Origin of the sequence: Bradyrhizobium sp. Ash2021 (genome assembly GCF_031202265.1) — a bacterium.
Taxonomy (GTDB): Bacteria; Pseudomonadota; Alphaproteobacteria; order Rhizobiales; family Xanthobacteraceae; genus Bradyrhizobium.
In genome coordinates this window covers 7112708-7131208 of record NZ_CP100604.1, presented here as the reverse complement: position 1 = coordinate 7131208, position 18501 = coordinate 7112708, and the positions used below count along the sequence as shown (strand labels likewise).

Sequence of the window (18501 nt, the reverse complement as noted above, 5' to 3'; positions counted from 1 at the left end):
TTGCGAGCGATAGCGAAGCAATCCATCTCTCCCCGGAAAGAAAGCATGGATTGCTTCGTCGCTATCGCTCCTCGCAACGACGGCTGGAATGAAACGCGCATTTCTGGCTTCTGGTTAGAATCGTTTCCCAGCAAAGCGGGTTATTCCGCTTAAAATTGAGATCTATCGCGCGATCGTTGACGCTAACGTCCCGCCGTCCACAAATCGGGACGTCGCCCATGTCGTTTGAATCGATCGATCTCGCGCCGCTTCAGCGCCATTCCAACCCCGCCGAAACCGCGCTCACGCGCCGGATCGATCTCACCACCTTGCGGCTGTTCATCGCGGTCTGCGACGAGCAGAACCTGACGCGGGCGGCGCAGCGCGAGGGCATCGCGGCCTCCGCCGTCTCCAAGCGGATGAACGATTTCGAGCTCGCCTTCGGCGTCACCCTGTTCAAGCGGCTGTCCAAGGGCATGGCCCTGACGCCGGCCGGCGAGGCGCTTTTGCACCACGCCCGCGTCACGCTGCTGAACGTCGAGAAAATCGCCGTCGAACTGTCCGAATATTCGTAAGGCGTCCGCGGACATGTCCGGATGCTCGCGAACCTTTCGGCGATCGTGCAGTTTTTGCCGGAAGATCTCTCCGCCTTCTTCAGCGCCCATGAATTGCTGCGGGTCGACCTGCAGGAGCGGCCGAGCGGGCAGGTGGTGCGGGGCATCGAGGAAGGCGCCGCCGAAATCGGCATCTGCTCCGGCGAGGCCGAGACCCGCAGCCTCGAGGCATTTCACTACCGCACCGACAATCTGGTCGTGGTGGTGCGCGCGGATCACCCGCTGGCGGAGCGCGATCATTTGCTGTTCACCGACACGCTCGACTTCGACCACATCGGCCTGCATGCGGCGAGTTCGATCTATCTGCGGTCGCAATACGCCGCGACCCAAGCCGGCAAGTCGATGCGGCTGCGCATCAACGTGCCAGGCTTCGACGCGGTCTGCCGCATGGTGCAGGCGAATATGGGCATCGGCCTGATCCCCGACCACGCCTTCGAGGTGGTCGGCGCCGGCATGGGACTGCGATCGATCCGGCTGCGCGACGAATGGGCGAAACGAGAACTCCGGATTGTCGTGCGGGACGCCGCGCATCTTTCCGGCACCGGCCGCCTCGTGCTGGATCATCTCCGCGCCGCGGAGCGGCCGGCGCGCAAGATCGTTCGCGCCGATCCAACGTGAACCAATTCACATACGTCCCGCACAGGTTGTGCTAATGCGGCGTCAGCGAGTTGGACACGCGGGAGGACGGCCATGGCGACGCCATTCACGTTCGAGGCGGTAGCTAACGATATCGCGGTTAGCGGCGGGGAAGTCAGCCTGGCCCTCGACAAGGCCGGCAATCCCAGCATCGCATTTTCCCAGGCAGGATCGGGCCAGATCGTCGTTGCGCGACGGAACGGCGGCACCTGGACGCACGAGAACGTGCCGGGGGGCTTTATCGGTGTCGACATACGGCCCTGGCTGGCGATCGATTCCACGGGCAATCCGAGGCTCGGCTATCAGGACTTGAGCAGCGGTGAATTGATCCACGCCGTCAAGAGCGCCGGTCAGTGGTCGTTCACGCATATCTCGACCAAGCTCACGCCGATTCAGGGGCCCGGCGGAGTTGCGGGCGTTACCTTCGCGCTCCGTCCGGGACGACTGGATACGGAGAGCCGCGATGTCGGGTATTTCGTCTACGTCGATCTGGCGACGGACGGCATTGGCTTTGCGCATACCGGCAGCATCGGGCCCACGCCGGTGACGGTGCAAGTCGACACGACCGAGCTGACCACGTTCGCCGATCCGTCGGTTTCATTCGATTCCTCGGAAAACTTCTTTGTCGGCTATGTCAGCTTTTTTCACACGGGCAGTCCGCAGGACTTCGTTTCGGTCCGGGAGACGCATGTGGTGGACATCGAGCAAGGCACGTTTTCCACGCCTGCCGTGATCGAAGGATCGCAGCAGATCAATGTCAGGCGGCCGACATCGATCGCGCGGACATTTTCCGATGGTTGCCTGGCCTATTTCGACATGGCCAGCAAAACTCTCAAGGCAAGCGTCGCGTCGGGCGGGATTTTGCGCATCGAGACCGTCGCGGCCAACGTCAACAATATCGTCACCCCGTCGGCGGCGGCGAAGGGAAACGACTTTCGCGTCGCCTATTCCGACATCGACGCGGTCAAGCTGGCGTCCCGCAGCCAGTTCGGCGACTGGACGGTCGAGGCCGTCGATGCGGTGAGCGCAGGATCGCCGTCGCTCGCTTACGACAACGCCGGGACCGCCAACATCGCCTATGTCGCGGGCGGCACGCTGAAATACGCAAGACGGTCGGAATGAGACATGCGTCCTGGTTGCGAACGCAGGACGTTGCGCGGCTGTCGATCTCGCGCAACGTAATAGGTTTCACGGAGTTTATGCGTCGGCCCGACTGGGCTTGGACAAATCTTAATCCGCGAGGCGACGGTGACAAAAAGGAATTCGTCGCTGGGGGAAGCACGAAGGAAACCGTTAAAACCATTGCGCGGGGAAAGCCGGGTGTTTTCCGGCGCAACCGTGGTGACTACCGTGTGCTTACTACCAATGCACACGGGCTGCGGGTGCTCCGGGCACCCGGCTTTCCCTGCGCCCTCTGTTGTCGGAGGGACGAAGTTTCTGGCACAGCTCGAGCGCGTAGCGCGGCGAGATCGCGGATTTATGCCTAAAATTGGAGTGCCGTCATTGCGAGGAGCGAAGCGACGAAGCAATCCATCCTTTCTTTCCGCTGCGGCATGGATTGCTTCGCGGAGCCTGTCATCGGGCGCGCATTCGCGCGACCCGGTGGCTCGCAATGACGGTCGGGAAGAGCTCCCCCGGCGCCAGCGTTCTGCAACGGCGAACTCCCCATTAGCCAACCTCTATTGGACGCGGGCGGTGAGGCCGGGCACAGCGTTCGGTGTTGCGCTTTGCGAACGATTGTCCTCAAACAGGCCGGCAGCGGCTGATCCGGACGGAATGGCGCATTTTGCAGTGCAGCAAATTCACAAAATAGCCCCTGCTAAAGGGGCAATGGCGTTCCGGCCGGCTTCTCTGTATTGGTGCGGCTGACATACAAGGTTCGGGGCGGCGTTTTCGCTCCTCAATGGAATACGCGGGAGGAAACATGCGTAAATTGATATTGGCTGCGGCGTCGATCGCGGCCCTGGCTCTGGTCGGCCCGGCCTCGGCGCAGGCGCCGATCGTCATCAAGTTCAGCCACGTGGTGGCCTCCGACACGCCGAAGGGCAAGGCGGCCGACAAGTTCAAGGAACTGGCTGAGAAATACACCAACGGCAAGGTGAAGGTCGAAGTCTATCCGAATTCGACGCTTTACAAGGACAAGGAAGAGCTCGAAGCGCTGCAGCTCGGCGCGGTGCAGATGCTGGCGCCGTCCAATTCCAAGTTCGGGCCGATCGGCGTCAAGGAGTTCGAGGTGTTCGATCTCCCCTATATCCTCCCGGATCTGGTGACCCTGCGTAAGGTGACCGACGGTCCGCTCGGCGCCCGGCTGCTCAAGCTGCTGGATTCAAAGGGCATGACGGGTCTGGCTTACTGGGACAACGGTTTCAAGGAGATGACCGCCAACAAGAAGCTGCTCACGCCTGCAGACTACAAAGGCGTCAAATTCCGCATTCAGTCGTCGAAGGTGCTGGAAGCGCAGTTCCGCGCGCTCGGCTCGATCCCGCAGGTGATGGCGTTCGGCGAGGTGTATCAGGCACTGCAGACCGGCGTGGTCGACGGCCAGGAGAACACCTGGTCGAACATCTACACCCAGAAAATGCATGAAGTGCAGAAATACGCGACGATCACCAACCACGGCTATATCGGCTATGTCGTGGTCGTGAACAAGAAGTTCTGGGACGGTCTGCCCGCAGACATCCGCGGCGAACTCGACAAGGCGATGAAGGAAGCCACCGCTTTCGGCAACGGCCAGTCGGCGAAGGAAAACGAGGACGCGCTCGCCGAGATCAAGAAAGCCGGCAAGACCGAAATCATCACGCTGACGCCGGAGCAGGACGCTGCGATGCGCAAGGCGATGGAGCCGGTCTACAAGGATGTCGCCAGTCGCGTCGGTCAGCCCTTGATCGACGAATTCCTCAAAGAGACCGGCGCGGCCAGCCACTGATAGACATGGTTTGAAGGGGAACGCGCTTTATTCGTGCCGTTGAGAAGGGACATCCTTCGTCATGCCCGGGCATAGCCGTCCGAAGGACGGCGTCGCTTCCGCTAGCCCATGTCCCGGGCATCCACGTCTTGCTTCTCGAAAAACAAAGACGTGGATGGCCGGGAGCGCAGACAAGTTTACGTAGTCTGCGCAAGGCAGACTACTATGCCCGGCAATGACGAATACGCGATAAGTGGGGAAAGTTCGAAGATGCTTCGTATCCTTGATCGGCTCGAGGAAATCATAATCACCTCGCTGATGGGCGCGGCGACTGTGCTGATTTTCGTTTCCGTCGTGCACCGCTTCGGCACCGGAATATCGTTTCTCTATCCCTTGTTCATTCAGATCCACATCGCCTGGGCCCAGGAGCTGTGCATCTACATGTTCATCTGGATGGCGAAATTCGGCGCCGCCTACGGCGTGCGAACCGGCATCCATGTCGGCGTCGACGTGCTGATCAACCGCCTCAACGACCGCTGGCGCAAGGGCGTCATCCTGTTCGGCCTGTTCGGCGGCGCGCTGTTCACCGCCATCGTCGGCACCATGGGCGCCAAGTTCGTCATCGAGCTGATGTCGACCGACCAGGTTTCGCCCGATCTCGAATTGCCGAGCTGGCTGGTCTATGCCTGCATTCCGCTCGGCTCCTATCTGATGTCGTTCCGCTTCATGCAGGTGATGTGGACGTACTGGAGCACCGGCGAGCTGCCGCATCATGATGCGGCGCATGTCGAGGGCATCGTCGTCGATCCCAAGGCGCCAATCTCGCTGGGAGAAGCCTGATGAGCGCCGCTCTTATCTTCGGACTGCTGTTCGCCCTAATGCTGACGGGCATGCCGATCTCGATTTCGCTCGGCCTCACCGTTCTGACCTTCCTGTTCACGATGACGGAAGTGCCGATCGAAAGCGTCGGCCTGAAGCTGTTTTCCGGTCTCGACAATTTCGGCATCATGGCGATCCCGTTCTTCATCCTGGCCGGAACTTTTCTCACCCGCGGCGGCGTGGCGCGGCGGATGATCGCGTTCACGACCTCGCTGGTCGGTCATTTGCCGGGCGGACTGGGCTTGGCCGGCGTCGCGGCCTGCGCGATGTTCGCGGCGATCTCGGGCTCCAGCGTCGCCACCGTGGTGGCGATCGGCTCCATCATGATGCCGGCGATGGTTGAGCACGGCTATCCGCGCCGTTTCGGCGTCGGCGTGATCTCGACATCGGGCGCGCTCGGCATCCTGGTGCCGCCGTCGATCATCCTGGTGCTGTACGGCGTTTCCACAAACACCTCGATCGGCGCATTGTTCATGGCCGGCATCATTCCGGGTGTCATCCTGGCGCTGATGCTGGCGGCAGTGACTTTCTTCGTGGCGCTGCGCAACGGCTATCCCAAAATGCAGAAGGCTACACTTGGCCAGCAATGGACCGCGTTCCGCGAAAGCATCTGGGGCCTGCTGCTGATCGGCATCGTGCTCGGCGGCATCTATGGCGGCATCTTTACGCCGACCGAAGCGGCCGCCGTGGCTGCGGTGTATGCCTTCTTCATCACGGTGTTCGTCTACAAGGAACTCAAGCTCACCGAAGTGCCAAAGGTGCTGCTGCAGGCCGCGTCCATGAGCTCGATGCTGCTCTACATCATCACCAACGCGGTATTGTTCTCGTTCCTGATGACGCATGAGCAGATCCCGCAGGAGATGGCGGCCTGGATCATCGACAAGAATTTCTCGATCTGGATGTTCTTGCTGGTGGTCAACGTCATCCTGCTGCTGGCCGGCAATGTGATGGATCCGTCGTCGATCCTTCTGATCATGGCGCCGATCCTGTTTCCGCTGGCGACCAAGCTCGGCATCCATCCGGTTCATCTCGGCGTCTTGATGATCGTCAACACCGAAGTGGGCCTCTGCCATCCGCCGGTCGGGCTCAATCTCTACATCGCCTCCTCAATCGCCAAGATGGGCATCAGCGAAATCACCATCGCGGTGCTGCCATGGCTGTGCGCGATGCTGGCGTTCCTCGGCCTCATTACTTACGTGCCGGAGATTTCGCTGTGGCTGCCGCGGCTGCTCGGGATGATCTGAAGAAAACTTCATGCAGATTACATCTTGGTAAGAGAGAGGCTTATTTCCAACTTGTAAGTTGAATGCGCAGGCGCCTAGGCTCATCTTCAGGCAACCTTCAAAGGAGGTTTCCATGAGGAAATTCGCTATTGCCGGCATTGCGGCCCTCGCCATTGCCGGTTCGACCGCCGTCTACGCCCAGCATCGCCATTGGGGCTATGCCCACATGTGGATGAACCCCGAGGACAGGGCAGCGTTTGCCGATGCACGGATCGCAGCCGTCCATGCCGGGCTCAAGCTGACGCCCGATCAGGAAAAATTGTGGCCGCCGGTGGAAACCGCAGTGCGGGATTTCGCAAAGCTGCGGATCGATCGCGCCAACGCGCGGATGAACGTCGAGAAGAATGATTCGGCCGACGCGCAGAAGCCGGACGATCCGGTCGCGCGCCTGCGCGAACACGCCGACAACATGGCGACGTCAGCGGCCGCGATGAAGAAAATCGCGGATGCGGCCGATCCGCTCTACAAGACGCTGGACGACGGCCAGAAGCGGCGTCTCGCCGCCCTGACCCACATGGGCCATCGGTTCGGCGGTGGCGAAGGCTGGCGGCATCGCGGATTTGACCGCGACCGCGACGATGGCGGCCGCGATCGCGGCTTCGACCGCGACCGTTACGATCGGGATGGCGGGCCGGACCGAGGCGGCCCCGAGCGGCTCTGACCGCTGACCTCTGAATGTTGGAAAAGCCGACGGGTTCCGGCGGCTTTTCTGATTCCTGGATCGGATTCGGCGCTGCGTCCATTCTCGATGTTTCATTTGCGCAACAGTGGAAGGCTAAAATTTCACCGTTGAAGTCGCCACTTGACCAACCATTAGTTGCGGAGAAGATTAGTCGTCTCGAGGACTTGAGCTAAGAATTTTAATTTTGCGAATTGCAGCTGATGGGCCTCTGGTGGGCCGGGGATAGCGCCGCTTTCGGGCGGCTCTGATCGAACGTCGCAATACGAATGCGTACTTCTTTGCGTGGCGGGGCAAATACGTCCGGCAGTGACGCGTGCGCTCTCGGACCGGGTTGGTTGGGGGCAGCAATGGATGCGGCTACTGGGAAAAGAGGCCGGGATACCGAGCGAACTGGCGCGCCACACGCTTTCTGGGCGGCCGCAGCGAGACTGGTGCTTCCGCTGCTTTCGTTGCTCGTTTCCGGATGCTCCATCCACCCGGTGCAGCAGGATGTCACCGGCGTGCCGCCCGTCGACATTATCCATCACATCCGCTGCGAGACGCGGCTTGCGATCGAGGACAAGGCGATCGAGCTCCTGTTCGCCTACAAGGGCGGACAACACGAACCCTCGATAAATCTCGCAAAGTCGCTGCAAGCGAAACGCGGTCAGGTCTGGAAATTCGATCCAAGAATACTCACCACGCAGGAAGAGCGCGCATTCTACAACCGATACATCCGGACCGGTATTGCCTACGATTTCACGCTCGATGTCACCGAAGACAACAGGACTGCGCTACTGGCGGACCCGGTGCGACTCATCACAAACGGGGTGGCCGGTATCGGTGTGGGTGCAAGCGGTGACTTCAGCCGGAACAACGCGCGGCGCTTCATCATGAGCGACACGTTCGCCAAGCTCCTGGCTGATGACCATCTGGTTTGCGGCGGCGACGGAGTTGAAAATTTTGTCTATCCAATCGCCGGCAGGATCGGAATACGCGAGCTGATTTCGACGTTCATCGACCTGAACGAAGATAAAAGCCTGCAAACCCTGGACTCCGGTTCACGGGTCTTCGCCGACACGATGACATTCCTGACCACGCTGACCGGATCGGTGAGCCCTCATGTCGAAATTGCGCCGGTGGGGAGCCATTGGGGTGTGGCAAGCCCGACCAGCTTTAGCGCCTTCGCGCAACGGATCGATAAGCACATGGTGATCATCGGCCTGTCGATGGATATCTCCAAGGGTGTTGCGGGCGCGGCTGTGCTGTCCCTCGCGGACCGAAGATCGGCGCTGCAAAAGAGCAACGTTGTTTCACCGGCGGAACAAAGCGCGCTGGATGCGGTTCGGCAGGCAAGATTTGACGCATATCTCGACCGGGCCACGCATTAGCGGTGTACCGAGGGCTACGAGCGCTCGCTCCTGCCGGGGATCCGTCGGGGCAGCGACAACGGCCGCCGGACCGGTCCGGGCGACCGCTATTGACGCCATCCGGCGGTCCAAATGGAAAGCCCTTGAAATCCGGCGGCTTTTTCCCGTTCCGGGCGCCTGCCAAAGGCCGGGAAAACTCCTGCTCCTTTGCTGGACATCGCGGGGTCGCTTTGCTAAACGACGCCCTCTTACGAAGGCTTTCCGGACCCGGTTCCGGGCGCATAGCTCAGTTGGTAGAGCAGATGACTCTTAATCATCGGGTCCCAGGTTCGAGCCCTGGTGCGCCCACCAAGCCCCGCAAGAAGTCCAACCAGGTCGCGGCGACCGGTTGCCGCGAATTGCAATCAGCGCTGGGGTCACAGACCACCGTTTAGTGCGCCAAATTTCATGGCGCTTGTCCAGTGGGACGACAGGACACTCGTCCACCTCGGCGATTGCGCAATTGCCCGGCGGCCGCCTCGTGAAAGGCGAGGGCACGACTGCCGTCATGCGCGACCTCGTCGACGAATGCGTGGCCGTTGCGAAGGCGGATGGCGTGACGATTCCGGGCGACGTCGATGTGGCGGTGTAAAATTGCCGAGACGATGTTGGGCCAGTACTCATCGACCGCGCAAGATCTATCGCGCGGCAAGCGCAGCGAGATCCGATCACCTGATCACGATGTCAGGCACGAAAATCCGAATCGCTTCGACGCAATTCGTTCTGTTTCTGCAACATGCTAAGTCCTGAAGTCACGCGCGTCGAGCAGGCTGCTCAAACCGTGCATAACCACGGGATGCCTGTCTGCGGTTGCCGCGCGAATACAACCCATGCGGTCCTGATAAACTCCGGTCCCGCGCCAACTTGCATATACCCAAGGGTAGATAGAAGTACTGACAATTTGATTCTACCCTCATTGAACTTTCACGAAAGACAGGCGCCACCGTATTACCACTAAGTGCATTGCTGCTCAGGGGCGTCTCACTGACTCAAGAATCCGAAACTCCAATTCTTCTACTGACGGATGGGTCCTTAGCGCCACCAAAAATCTGCAAGTGAGAGAGTCGGAGCTCAAGTGCCTCGTCGAGCTTCTGGTTGTGTGCAGGTTGGGAGAGCCAACATGAGGCGGAGACATTCTTTCGCAATCGTCCTCGTTGGAAATCGTAGTTTACTTAGAGACGGCGTCGCTGGAATCCTCCGTTCAGCAAATTTTCGCATCGTAGCATCCGTGTCATGCGCCGATGACTTTCTTGGGAGCAAAGTCCAACCACACCACCCGCTGTTTCTCATTGTCCATATTGGTGATGATTTCGACGTAGTGACCGACCAAATCGAACTTTTAAGACGCAGCAACCCGGGCGGGCGAATCGCGATCGTTGCCGATCGCTATCGGCTGGAAGACGTGGTTTCAGCATTTCGGACAGGCGCCAATGGCTATTTCGTCGAGGTCATGACACCCGAAGTATTCATCAAATCAATAGAACTGGTAATGATGGGTGAAACAGTTCTCCCGGCGGCATTTCTGCCATTCGTTCTGGGTCCCGAAGGCGAGCCCCTGGACAATGCTGGCCCACGCGTCGTCAACAGCGAGGCGCTCATCGCCACGCCACAGGACGCGATTGCACTGCAGCTTTCGCCACGGGAAAAAACGATTCTACGCTGTCTGGTTGATGGCGATTCCAACAAATCCATAGCGCGAAAATTTCACATCACCGACGGCACCGTGAAGGGCCATGTCGCGTCGATCCTTCGCAAGATGCGGGTCCACAATCGCACACAAGCGGCGACTTGGGGGATGCTCACACGAACAACCAGCACCAACCCGCCGCCACCGGCAGCCGGCGCGGGTAGCCAGCTGCCAGCGCCAGTGGGGGTGAACTCTGCGATCGAGCAAATTGAAGGACCATTACGACCAACCGGAAGCAAACCGCACTGAGGTGCCTCGCCTCGACCGCCTCCTCCGAAACGGCGCAGCCCGACTCCGCAAATTCCGATTCCAGGAACCGCCTCCACGAGACGGTGTTGATGCGGTGGGATGTGCCGCCACTGCGCGTCGAGCTGCCGTCCTGATCAAAAAGGGGCCGGGGTTGTTATCCCGGCCCGTCCCCACGCTGGGAAGCGCTTCGCTGAAAGTCGTTAGCCGGCCTCCATGAGGCGCGCGGCACGACGCTCGGCGGAGACAAAGAACATCCGCTTGAGCTTTTTGACGGCGCGGATGGCGAACCCGAGCCCGAGCGGAGTGCTCTGCCGGAGGAAGGCGACCTTCTTCACATAACCCTCGACATGCCACTTGGCGTGCGCACCCTCACGGAAAAAGATCACGTCACCGACGCCATAGCGCTTCGGCGGCATGCCCTCGCTCTCGAGCACGATCGATCCTTCGAGGATCATGATGGTCTCGTCGAGATCGTAGTACCACTTGAACTTGCCCTCGGTGCAGGACCAGATCAGGGTCTTGGCAGTGCCGCACGCGCTGGTTGACAGCGGGTGCGAGCGGGCTTCCGGATTGCCTTCAAGAATCCAGGATGGTTCGATCGGCGACGGCTTGAGATCCACGTTGCAATGTCCGGTTTCAATAAGCGCAAGCGGCATGGGTCACCTCAAATGATTGAATAAAGTACGCGCTTCTAAAGATCCCGGTGATGCTAGTTGCTGATCTTCAATTCTTCCGGGACCCGCATAATGAGAGTTTCCGCGAAAAGTATAAAGAGGCCACTTTGCCGCAAGTAGTGTAGGCGGCGCGCCGCACGGCTCGATCTGCCTGCGATTTCCACACATGGAGCGTCCTTTGCGGACTGCGACAAAAAGCGCGGGACCAAGGCCAAGTCCTCGCACCATTGTCGACCTCAACGCTACTCTGGATTGCGTTTGCCAGTTTATCCTGTCGACGAGGCAACCATGAGTTGCGGAAGCAAGTGGCGGATGAGCTGCGATGTGCCCTATCTGATCGGCGCAATCGGATTGATCTGCGCGAGGGATGATCGTGCATGGATAACGGTGCGCCGCGACGGCGCATGCCTGCCATCGCGGCGGTCATGCGGTGTTGCCGGCGTCCACCGTCAGCACCGTGCCGGTGATGTTCCGGCCGCCTTCGCCCATGAGATACTCGACCATGGAAGCGATGTCGTCGGCCTCGGGCAGGCGGCGCAACGCGCTGCGACCGGCGATGCGCCGGCGGCCGTCGTCGTCTAAGGACCTGGTCAATTCGGTGTCGACGAAGCCGGGGGCGATCGCATTCACGGTGATGCCGAGCGTGCCAACTTCGCGGGCCAGCGAACGGGTGAAGCCGGCGGCCGCGGCCTTGGACGCGGCATAGACGGAGAGGCCGTTGTAGCCGGTCGAGGCGATGATGGAGGAGATGTTGACGATGCGCCCGGCGCCGTCGGCCATCATGTGGCGCACCACGTATTTGGTCAGAACGATCGGCGACAGCACGTTCAGACGGATCAACGCCTCGATCTCGGAATTGCGCATGGTGGCCAGCAGCCCCTCGGTGCCGATCCCGGCATTGTTGACGAGGCCGTGGATCGCGCCGAAGCCGTCGCGCAGCTCCTTCACGAAGGCGGGAATCTCGTCGGTCCGGCCAAGATCAAACGCCCTGAAGTGAAGGCGGTCCGCTCCCGTTTCGCGGATGGCGTGTCCCAGATCCTCGCTCTCGCGGCGCGCGACCGCGATCACGCTGTAGTCGCCGGATGCGGCGAGCCTGCGCGTAATCGCAAGCCCGATGCCACGGCTGCCGCCGGTGACGAGGACGTTACGCATCGGCGCGCACCAGTTTCCCGGCTTCCGTGACGTCGAGCCGCTCGACGAAGCGGATCACCGCAGGCACCTTGTGCGCCGCCAGCGAGTCCTTGCACCGGCCGAGAATTTCCGTGCGGATCGTCTCGTGGCGACCCGCATCGGTGCCGTCGGCGAGGACGACGTCGGCGATCACGATGGCGCCGGTGATCGGGCTCCTGCGCGACCGCGCGCGCGACATCCGCACGGACTCGTGCCGGTTGATCACGGCCTCGATCTCCTCGGGATGGACCTTCAGCCCGCCGATGTTGATGATGCCGCCGCGCCGGCCGACGAAGTGGTAGCGCTCGCCGCGCAGCTCGATCATGTCGCCGGTGTCGACGAAGCCTTCGGCATCGGCGAGCGGGGGCGCATTGGCGCCGATATAGGCGCGCGCCGTGCGGTGGGAGCGGATCCGGAGTGAACCGTCGACGACCTTCATCTCGACGCCGTCGCGGTTCCGCCCGATCAGGTCGGCGGGAAAACCCTCGCGCCCGTCGTCCACCGCGAAACCGACGCCGGCCTCGGTTGAAGCATAGGCATGGCCGATCGACGCATGCGGAAACGCCCGGGCAAGGCCGTCGAGCACCGCCTGGTCGGCGATTTCACCGGACAGGCGGACATAGCGCGGCGAGAAGTTCGCGGCCGCACCGCTCATCAGGAGCTTGCGCCAGTGCGACGGCGTCCCGGAGATGTGGGTGACGCCGCCTGCCCGCAGCCGTGCCACGTGGTCCGCGATGGCTTCCCCGGGCTCCGACAGCACGATCGATCCGCCGCCGATCACGGCGCGCAGCAATATCTGCAGGCCGCCGTAGCGGCGGATGTCGTAGAACGTCGCCCAGGTCGCGTTCGGGTGGCGCGCAGCCCCCTCGGCGATGATCGCGCCGGCCAGCCCATCGAGCGTATGTCCGACGATCTTCGGCAGCCCGGACGTCCCCGAGGTCAGCATCAGCCACTCGGTCGCGCGTTCGGTCTTCCATCCCTCGGCCGCCCGTTCGGGCAGGCCGGCGCCGACAACCAGGTACGCGCCAGCATCGTATCGGTGCAGCGACTGATCGGTGACGATGGCGTCGATCTCGGCATCCGCAAGCAGGGCCTGGATGCGATCCGGATCGAAGTCGGGCGGGCACAGCAGCATGCGGCGGGCGATGCCGTCGAGCTCGATCATCGCGAGCGCGGACAGCAGCTGTCCCGATGTCGCAAGCAGCACCGAGCGGCCGGACAGCTCGCGGGATCTGCCGATCAGGCAGCTGTGCCGGAGAATGTCGGTCAGCGATACGCCGTGCCGGGCATCGGAAATCGTGCGGCCCTTCAGCTCCGGGCCGAGATATTCGCGCAGCGCGAAGATTTCAGGCGGGGACATTCTCGTATGCTCTGACGAATTCGCCGACGGTCGACGGGAAGGCGGCGTCCTCCGCGACGGTGAACGGATCAACGCCGAGATCGTCCTCCAGCCGCGCGACGAGGATTGCGAATGCCAGCGAGTCGAACCCGGTTTCGTGCAGCGACAGATCGTCGTGGAGCGGCGGAAGCGTGACCTTCTGCTCTTCAGCGATCCGCTGCATCGCCGAGAAAATCCTCGACCTTACCGACATGGGACACCTCATCTCTCAAGAAAGTGGCTTTTCGAGCCGATGCTAGAGTCTGATTCCGCCCTCCACGATGCGCGCGTAGACGGCCCGGTCGATCGGACGATAGTCGCTGGTCGCCGGATCGCGCAGGAACAGCGGGTCGCCCACGACCGAGGGATCGAATCCCTCGCGGATCAGCCGCTGCTTATTCTGCTTGAAGGTCTCGGTGGCGTCGAGCGCCCGGCATAACCTGACGAAGATCGGAAGCGCATAGACCGGGAGCCGGCGCGACAGCAGTTCCGCGAAGATTCTGAAATCGAACCCTTGGTCCACCACCAAAGCCGCCATGCCGGCGCGACCGTCGGCGCCGGGGACCGCGACCCCGTAGGTCGAGGCGTCGAGAACGCCGGGGCAGTCCCTGATCGCGTCGTTCACCTCGCTGGTCGCGACGTTCTCGCCCTTCCAGCGGAAGGTTTCGCCGATCCGGTCGACGAAATGGAAATAGCCCTGCTCGTCGCGCAGCATCAGATCGCCGGTCCGGAACCAGGCATCGCCTTCGGCAAATACGTCGCGCAGGATCTTCTTCTCGGTCTCGGCCGGGTCCGTGTAGCCCTCGAAAGGGCCGCCGCCCCGATCGGCGGTGCCGATGCGCCCGATCGCCTCGCCGACCTCGCCGTGGGTGCAGGCGATACAGAGCCCGTCGTCGCCGCGGACCGGGCTGCCGCGCTCTGCATCGACCTTCACGATCGAGGCGGGAAAGCGATGCGCCAGCAGCGGCGGGATACGGCCGATCGCGCCGGGTTTTCCTTCGAAGTTGAATAGTGAAAAATTACCTTCTGTCGCGGCGTAGAATTCGAGGATCTGCGGAATCGCGAACCGCTTCGCGAACGCCTCCCAGATGTCGCCGCGCAATCCGTTGCCGACGGCCAGCCGCAGCCCGTGTACGACCTCCAGCCCGGACGCCGGCGCGTTCAGAAGGTAGCGGCAGAGTTCACCGATATATTGGAAGATAGTGCAGTCGAAATACATGATGTCGTCCCAGAAGTCTTCCGCGGAGAATTTCTCCGCGATCACCACTGAACCGCCGGCGCGGAGCATGCTGCAAGGCGCGACGACACCGCCCACTGAATGATGGAGCGGAAGACAATCGTAAAGACGGTCGTGGACGGAAGCGTCTGTCAGCCCGGCAAACCATCCGCCCCAGCTGAGGATGCGGCGATGACTGACGTTTACCGCCTTCGGCAGCCCCGTGGTGCCCGAGGTGTAGATGAGTAAGGCGCGTCCATCGATCGTGACGTCGCCGCGCTCGGCGGAGGACAGCGGGCGCGGATCCGCGGCGGCGAGCGCCGCATCCAGATCGGCGCCGGCGCTGCCGGGACCGAGTCTCCAGATTTGGGGCACGCGACCCAGGTGCGGACGTGCGGTTTCGAACGCATCCACGCAATCGACGGCAAGAACGAGGTGGTCGGCACACGCAACGTCGATGCAGTGAGCGAGGGACTGCCCGACCAGCCGGGTATTGATCAGCGCCACCGTGCCGCCAACGCTGCTGATGCCGAGCCAGCAGGCAACGTAGTCCGGCCGGTTCGGCATCAGCAGGCAGACGGTGCAGCCGGTACGGACGCCCAGGTCCCGCGCCCAACGCGCATATTGGCTGATCCGGGCGCTGAACTCCCCGTAGGTGAAGGATTGGCGGTCCGAGCACAATGCGGGGCGTCCGGGCTGCCGTTTCGCCCATTCTTCCACGACGTCGGCGAATAGCCGTTGCGGCTCGGCCTCGATCCGCGAGGTCAGTTCGATGGCCTTCAGCCAGGCTTTGGCGGCGGAGGGTCTGCATCGCGGGTCGCTACTTCCGGTCGCCCGCTGAATCACGCCTGCTTTCATGATCTGACCATGCAGATGATTTCGATCGATGTCCGCGCCGACCAGCTCCCGAGGCGATAAGGCTGCGGCGGAAGGGGGAAAGCGGCGAGCCGGACCGGGCGCGACCTTGCGATCATTGTCGATCCGGTTTCGCTCGCTTTCCGAAGACGCATGTCTGTTCAAGTCGGTTCATCCCGGTCCGGGTCCGAGCTGGTTGAGGATCATCAGCTCCATTGTCTTCACCGATTGGAAGTTCTCTGGCGTGATCTCGGGCTGGGGAAGGGTGAGATCGAACTCGGCTTCGACCTTGAGCATCAGCGCGACCATATCCATCGAGTCCAGTCCGATATCTACCAGCCGGGATTCCGGGTGGACATCGGCGATGATCGCGTTCTCCTGGAGGACGATCCTGACGACGGAAAGAACACGGTCTTGGACGCTGGCGGCAAGGTCTAGCATTTCAACTCCACTCGTCGCGATGAGGTGACAGATCATAATCGACGTGACGATACCTGACTGCAGCTCAGGTCAGTAGTTCTACTTCGGAGGTACCTCGCAAGGGCACCCGTGCTCACTTCTGCGCCGCCGACTCCTCGAGTGCGGTTGGTTAGATTGCCACCCTCGAACTCGAGTGGAATTCATGTCCACGCGGTTCGGGTCGTCCGACCATCAAACGGGAGGTTTTGGGCCATGAACGTGCAGGAAGTCCAATTCCGCAGCTTCGCCCCCGAAAGCAGCCGAGCAGCATTCTCTCCCGACCGCGCCTCGTTCCGGGAACGGGCGGCCGCCGTCGCGGAGGCCGCGGCGACGGAGGCCGAAGCGGTCGACCGCGAGGCGCGCTTCCCGCTGAAGGCCATCGACGCGGCGCGCAAGGAGAGGCTTTTGGGCGCCCAGATCCCGATCGAGTTCGGTGGCGACGGCGCTTCGATTTCCGAGGTGGCCGACATGTGCTACGCGCTCGGCCGCGCCTGCGCCTCGGCCGGGATGATCTTCGCGATGCATCAGACCAAGATCGCGTGTCTGATCCGCCACGGCGCAGGCAGCGGCTGGCACGAAAGGCTCATGCGCCGCGTGGCGGCCGAACAGCTGCTCTTGGCGTCTTCGACCACGGAAGGCCAGAACGGCGGAAACATACGCTTCAGCTCGGCCGCGGTGGAGCGCGAGGGCGCCGAGATCTCGCTGGAGCGCGACGCGACGGTGATTTCCTACGGCGCCGAGGCGGACGGCATCGTCACCATCGCCCGCCGCGCCGACGACGCCGCCGGATCCGATCAGGTGATGTTGGCCATCACCCGGGACGACTACACGTTGGAGCAAACTCTCGCATGGGAGACGCTCGGCATGCGTGGGACCTGCAGCGCCGGCTTCAAGCTGAATTTCAAGGGCTCCGCGGAACAGATATTCCCCGTGGCATACGAAAGGATCCATGCGCAGACGATGACGCCCGTCGCGCATCTGTGCTGGTCGTCGGTCTGGGCGGGAATCGCGGCCGCGGCGGTGGACCGGGCGCAGCTCTTCATCCGCAAGGCCGCCCGCGGGTCCGGCGGCAATATGCCTCCCGGCGCGGCGCATTTCACCGCCGCCAGGATGACGCTGGCGAAACTGCGCGCCATCATCGCCGTGAACACCGAGTCCTTTGCTGCCCGTGAACGGGACGAGCGCGCGCTCTCGTCCGTCGACTTCCAGTCCTCGATCAACCTTCTCAAGGTGGAGGCCTCCGAACTCGCGGTCGCGGCCGTCATGCACGCGATGCGCGCCTGCGGCCTGTCCGGCTACCGCAACGACACCGACGTCAGCGTCGGCCGCCACCTCCGCGACGTGCTTTCGGCTCCGATCATGATCAACAACGACCGCATCCTTGCCAGCATGGGTGCCGCCACGCTGATGAGCGCCGTCCCGGCGTCCCTGCGCGATTGATGTTCTCCTCGAAGGAAATGGGGCTTGATATGAACGTGGCCATGTTTGCACCTTCGGAACCCGCTCAGCCTCGGGCCGATCCGCTGGACTATCTTGCCGATGTGCTGTTCCAAAAGATGGGCTCTCCGGGGGTCTATGGCCGCACCGCGCTCTATGAAGACGTCGTGGAGCGGCTTGCAGCGCTGATCACGCGGCATCGCGAAGTGGACACCGAGGTGCTGCGCTTCCCCCCCGTCATGAACCGCACGCAGCTTGAGAGGTCGGGCTATCTGAAGAGCTTTCCGAACCTGCTCGGCTGCGTCTGCGGCCTGCACGGCACGGAAAGCGAGATCGATGCGGCGGTCAGCTGCTTCGATGCCGGCGGCGACTGGACCCTGTCACTTTCACCGGCCGACCTCGTGCTGTCGCCGGCCGCCTGCTATCCGGTCTATCCGATCGCGGCGAGCCGCGGTTCCGTGCCGGCTAGCGGCTGGTGCTTCGACGTGGCCGCCGATTGCTTCCGTCGCGAGCCCTCGCGCCATCTCGACCGGCTGCAGTCCTTCAGGATGCGCGAATACGTCTGCATCGGCAGCCCGGACCACGTCTCGGCGTTCCGGGAGCGCTGGATGGTGCTCGCTCAGGAGATCGCGCGCGATCTCGGGCTGACCTTCAGGGTCGACTACGCCAGCGATCCGTTCTTCGGCCGGGTCGGCCAGATGATGGCGGTGAGCCAAAAGCAGCAGTCGCTGAAATTCGAGTTGCTGGTCCCTCTGCGCTCCGAGGAGCAACCGACCGCATGCATGAGCTTCAACTACCACCGCGATCACTTCGGCACCGCCTGGGGCATTGCGGACGCGGCCGGTGAGCCGGCCCATACCGCTTGCGTGGCCTTCGGAATGGACCGTCTCGCCGTCGCCATGTTCCATACCCACGGCAGAGACGTCGCCAGGTGGCCGACCGCAGTGCGGGACCTGCTCGGCTTCCCGCGGGACGACCGGTAGACGGCGTGAGCATTCGAGGAACTTCGA

Annotated in this window: 18 protein-coding genes and 1 tRNA gene; 13 read left to right on the top strand and 6 right to left on the bottom strand. The window is 62.3% G+C overall.

The annotated features are described in order from the left end of the window. Positions 1-218: 218 nt before the first annotated feature. The 11 genes from NL528_RS34375 to NL528_RS34325 all read left to right on the top strand — a co-directional run bounded on the left by NL528_RS34375 (position 219) and on the right by NL528_RS34325 (position 10302). A complete protein-coding gene (locus NL528_RS34375; protein WP_309178807.1) occupies positions 219-554 on the top strand; it encodes a LysR family transcriptional regulator in 336 nt (111 codons plus the stop codon). Positions 555-575: 21 nt separating this feature from the next. Next, positions 576-1211, top strand: coding sequence for a LysR substrate-binding domain-containing protein (locus NL528_RS34370; protein ID WP_309178805.1), 636 nt, complete (start codon positions 576-578; stop codon positions 1209-1211). A 72-nt stretch (positions 1212-1283) separates the two neighbouring features. Next, entirely contained in the window at positions 1284-2351 is a 1068-nt protein-coding gene (locus tag NL528_RS34365) for a hypothetical protein (RefSeq protein WP_309178804.1), read from the top strand. A gap of 802 nt (positions 2352-3153) precedes the next feature. Continuing rightward, on the top strand, positions 3154-4155 hold the full coding sequence (locus tag NL528_RS34360) for a TRAP transporter substrate-binding protein (protein ID WP_309178803.1): 1002 nt from the start codon (positions 3154-3156) through the stop codon (positions 4153-4155). A 249-nt stretch (positions 4156-4404) separates the two neighbouring features. Further along, positions 4405-4974, top strand: a complete 570-nt coding sequence (locus NL528_RS34355; RefSeq protein ID WP_074274121.1) for a TRAP transporter small permease — start codon at positions 4405-4407, stop codon at positions 4972-4974. Continuing rightward, positions 4974-6257 (top strand): TRAP transporter large permease, encoded by a 1284-nt coding sequence (locus NL528_RS34350; protein WP_074274122.1) that lies wholly within the window; start codon positions 4974-4976, stop codon positions 6255-6257. The genes NL528_RS34355 and NL528_RS34350 overlap by 1 nt, the downstream gene beginning before the upstream one ends. Before the next feature lie 112 nt (positions 6258-6369). Beyond that, a complete protein-coding gene (locus NL528_RS34345) occupies positions 6370-6957 on the top strand; it encodes a Spy/CpxP family protein refolding chaperone (RefSeq protein ID WP_309178802.1) in 588 nt (195 codons plus the stop codon). A 452-nt stretch (positions 6958-7409) separates the two neighbouring features. Then, positions 7410-8348 carry a hypothetical protein gene (locus tag NL528_RS34340; protein WP_309178801.1) on the top strand — a complete coding sequence of 313 codons (939 nt, stop codon included), beginning with the start codon at positions 7410-7412 and terminating at the stop codon, positions 8346-8348. A gap of 254 nt (positions 8349-8602) precedes the next feature. Then, a tRNA-Lys gene (locus NL528_RS34335) sits at positions 8603-8678 on the top strand. A gap of 82 nt (positions 8679-8760) precedes the next feature. Next, a complete protein-coding gene (locus tag NL528_RS34330) occupies positions 8761-8958 on the top strand; it encodes a ketopantoate reductase C-terminal domain-containing protein (protein ID WP_375143921.1) in 198 nt (65 codons plus the stop codon). 528 nt (positions 8959-9486) lie between these two features. Next, complete coding sequence (locus NL528_RS34325) at positions 9487-10302, top strand: response regulator transcription factor (protein ID WP_309178798.1); 816 nt, start codon at positions 9487-9489, stop codon at positions 10300-10302. A gap of 200 nt (positions 10303-10502) precedes the next feature. Here the strand turns inward: NL528_RS34325 and NL528_RS34320 are convergent, their stop codons facing one another. From NL528_RS34320 to NL528_RS34295, 6 genes are all read right to left on the bottom strand, one after another. Next, entirely contained in the window at positions 10503-10958 is a 456-nt protein-coding gene (locus tag NL528_RS34320; protein WP_309178797.1) for a cupin domain-containing protein, read from the bottom strand. 441 nt (positions 10959-11399) lie between these two features. Next, complete coding sequence (locus NL528_RS34315) at positions 11400-12128, bottom strand: SDR family NAD(P)-dependent oxidoreductase (protein WP_309178796.1); 729 nt, start codon at positions 12126-12128, stop codon at positions 11400-11402. Beyond that, positions 12121-13506: an AMP-binding protein gene (locus NL528_RS34310; RefSeq protein WP_309178795.1), complete on the bottom strand. Its 1386-nt coding sequence runs from the start codon at positions 13504-13506 to the stop codon at positions 12121-12123. Before NL528_RS34310 ends, NL528_RS34315 begins: the two co-directional genes overlap by 8 nt. Continuing rightward, positions 13493-13738: an acyl carrier protein gene (locus tag NL528_RS34305; RefSeq protein WP_309178794.1), complete on the bottom strand. Its 246-nt coding sequence runs from the start codon at positions 13736-13738 to the stop codon at positions 13493-13495. The genes NL528_RS34310 and NL528_RS34305 overlap by 14 nt, the downstream gene beginning before the upstream one ends. 42 nt (positions 13739-13780) lie before the next feature. After that, positions 13781-15598, bottom strand: coding sequence for a long-chain-acyl-CoA synthetase (locus tag NL528_RS34300; protein ID WP_309178793.1), 1818 nt, complete (start codon positions 15596-15598; stop codon positions 13781-13783). Between the two features lie 168 nt (positions 15599-15766). Continuing rightward, a complete protein-coding gene (locus tag NL528_RS34295) occupies positions 15767-16036 on the bottom strand; it encodes a phosphopantetheine-binding protein (protein ID WP_309178792.1) in 270 nt (89 codons plus the stop codon). A gap of 231 nt (positions 16037-16267) precedes the next feature. On the opposite strand from NL528_RS34295, the gene NL528_RS34290 reads away from it, so the two are divergent. Both NL528_RS34290 and NL528_RS34285 read left to right on the top strand, forming a co-directional pair. Beyond that, complete coding sequence (locus NL528_RS34290; protein ID WP_309178791.1) at positions 16268-17494, top strand: acyl-CoA dehydrogenase family protein; 1227 nt, start codon at positions 16268-16270, stop codon at positions 17492-17494. Positions 17495-17523: 29 nt separating this feature from the next. Beyond that, the gene (locus tag NL528_RS34285; RefSeq protein ID WP_309178790.1) at positions 17524-18474 is read left to right on the top strand and encodes an amino acid--[acyl-carrier-protein] ligase; all 951 of its coding nucleotides are present in this window, start codon (positions 17524-17526) and stop codon (positions 18472-18474) included. Positions 18475-18501: the final 27 nt, after the last annotated feature.

Bases quoted from the DNA above. Each gene is read 5' to 3' on its own strand.
- NL528_RS34375 (WP_309178807.1), top strand. From the start codon at position 219: ATGTCGTTTGAATCGATCGATCTCGCGCCGCTTCAGCGCCATTCCAAC.
- NL528_RS34370 (WP_309178805.1), top strand. From the start codon at position 576: ATGCTCGCGAACCTTTCGGCGATCGTGCAGTTTTTGCCGGAAGATCTC.
- NL528_RS34365 (WP_309178804.1), top strand. From the start codon at position 1,284: ATGGCGACGCCATTCACGTTCGAGGCGGTAGCTAACGATATCGCGGTT.
- NL528_RS34360 (WP_309178803.1), top strand. From the start codon at position 3,154: ATGCGTAAATTGATATTGGCTGCGGCGTCGATCGCGGCCCTGGCTCTG.
- NL528_RS34355 (WP_074274121.1), top strand. From the start codon at position 4,405: ATGCTTCGTATCCTTGATCGGCTCGAGGAAATCATAATCACCTCGCTG.
- NL528_RS34350 (WP_074274122.1), top strand. From the start codon at position 4,974: ATGAGCGCCGCTCTTATCTTCGGACTGCTGTTCGCCCTAATGCTGACG.
- NL528_RS34345 (WP_309178802.1), top strand. From the start codon at position 6,370: ATGAGGAAATTCGCTATTGCCGGCATTGCGGCCCTCGCCATTGCCGGT.
- NL528_RS34325 (WP_309178798.1), top strand. From the start codon at position 9,487: ATGAGGCGGAGACATTCTTTCGCAATCGTCCTCGTTGGAAATCGTAGT.
- NL528_RS34320 (WP_309178797.1), bottom strand. From the start codon at position 10,958: ATGCCGCTTGCGCTTATTGAAACCGGACATTGCAACGTGGATCTCAAG.
- NL528_RS34315 (WP_309178796.1), bottom strand. From the start codon at position 12,128: ATGCGTAACGTCCTCGTCACCGGCGGCAGCCGTGGCATCGGGCTTGCG.
- NL528_RS34310 (WP_309178795.1), bottom strand. From the start codon at position 13,506: ATGTCCCCGCCTGAAATCTTCGCGCTGCGCGAATATCTCGGCCCGGAG.
- NL528_RS34305 (WP_309178794.1), bottom strand. From the start codon at position 13,738: ATGTCGGTAAGGTCGAGGATTTTCTCGGCGATGCAGCGGATCGCTGAA.
- NL528_RS34300 (WP_309178793.1), bottom strand. From the start codon at position 15,598: ATGAAAGCAGGCGTGATTCAGCGGGCGACCGGAAGTAGCGACCCGCGA.
- NL528_RS34295 (WP_309178792.1), bottom strand. From the start codon at position 16,036: ATGCTAGACCTTGCCGCCAGCGTCCAAGACCGTGTTCTTTCCGTCGTC.
- NL528_RS34290 (WP_309178791.1), top strand. From the start codon at position 16,268: ATGAACGTGCAGGAAGTCCAATTCCGCAGCTTCGCCCCCGAAAGCAGC.
- NL528_RS34285 (WP_309178790.1), top strand. From the start codon at position 17,524: ATGAACGTGGCCATGTTTGCACCTTCGGAACCCGCTCAGCCTCGGGCC.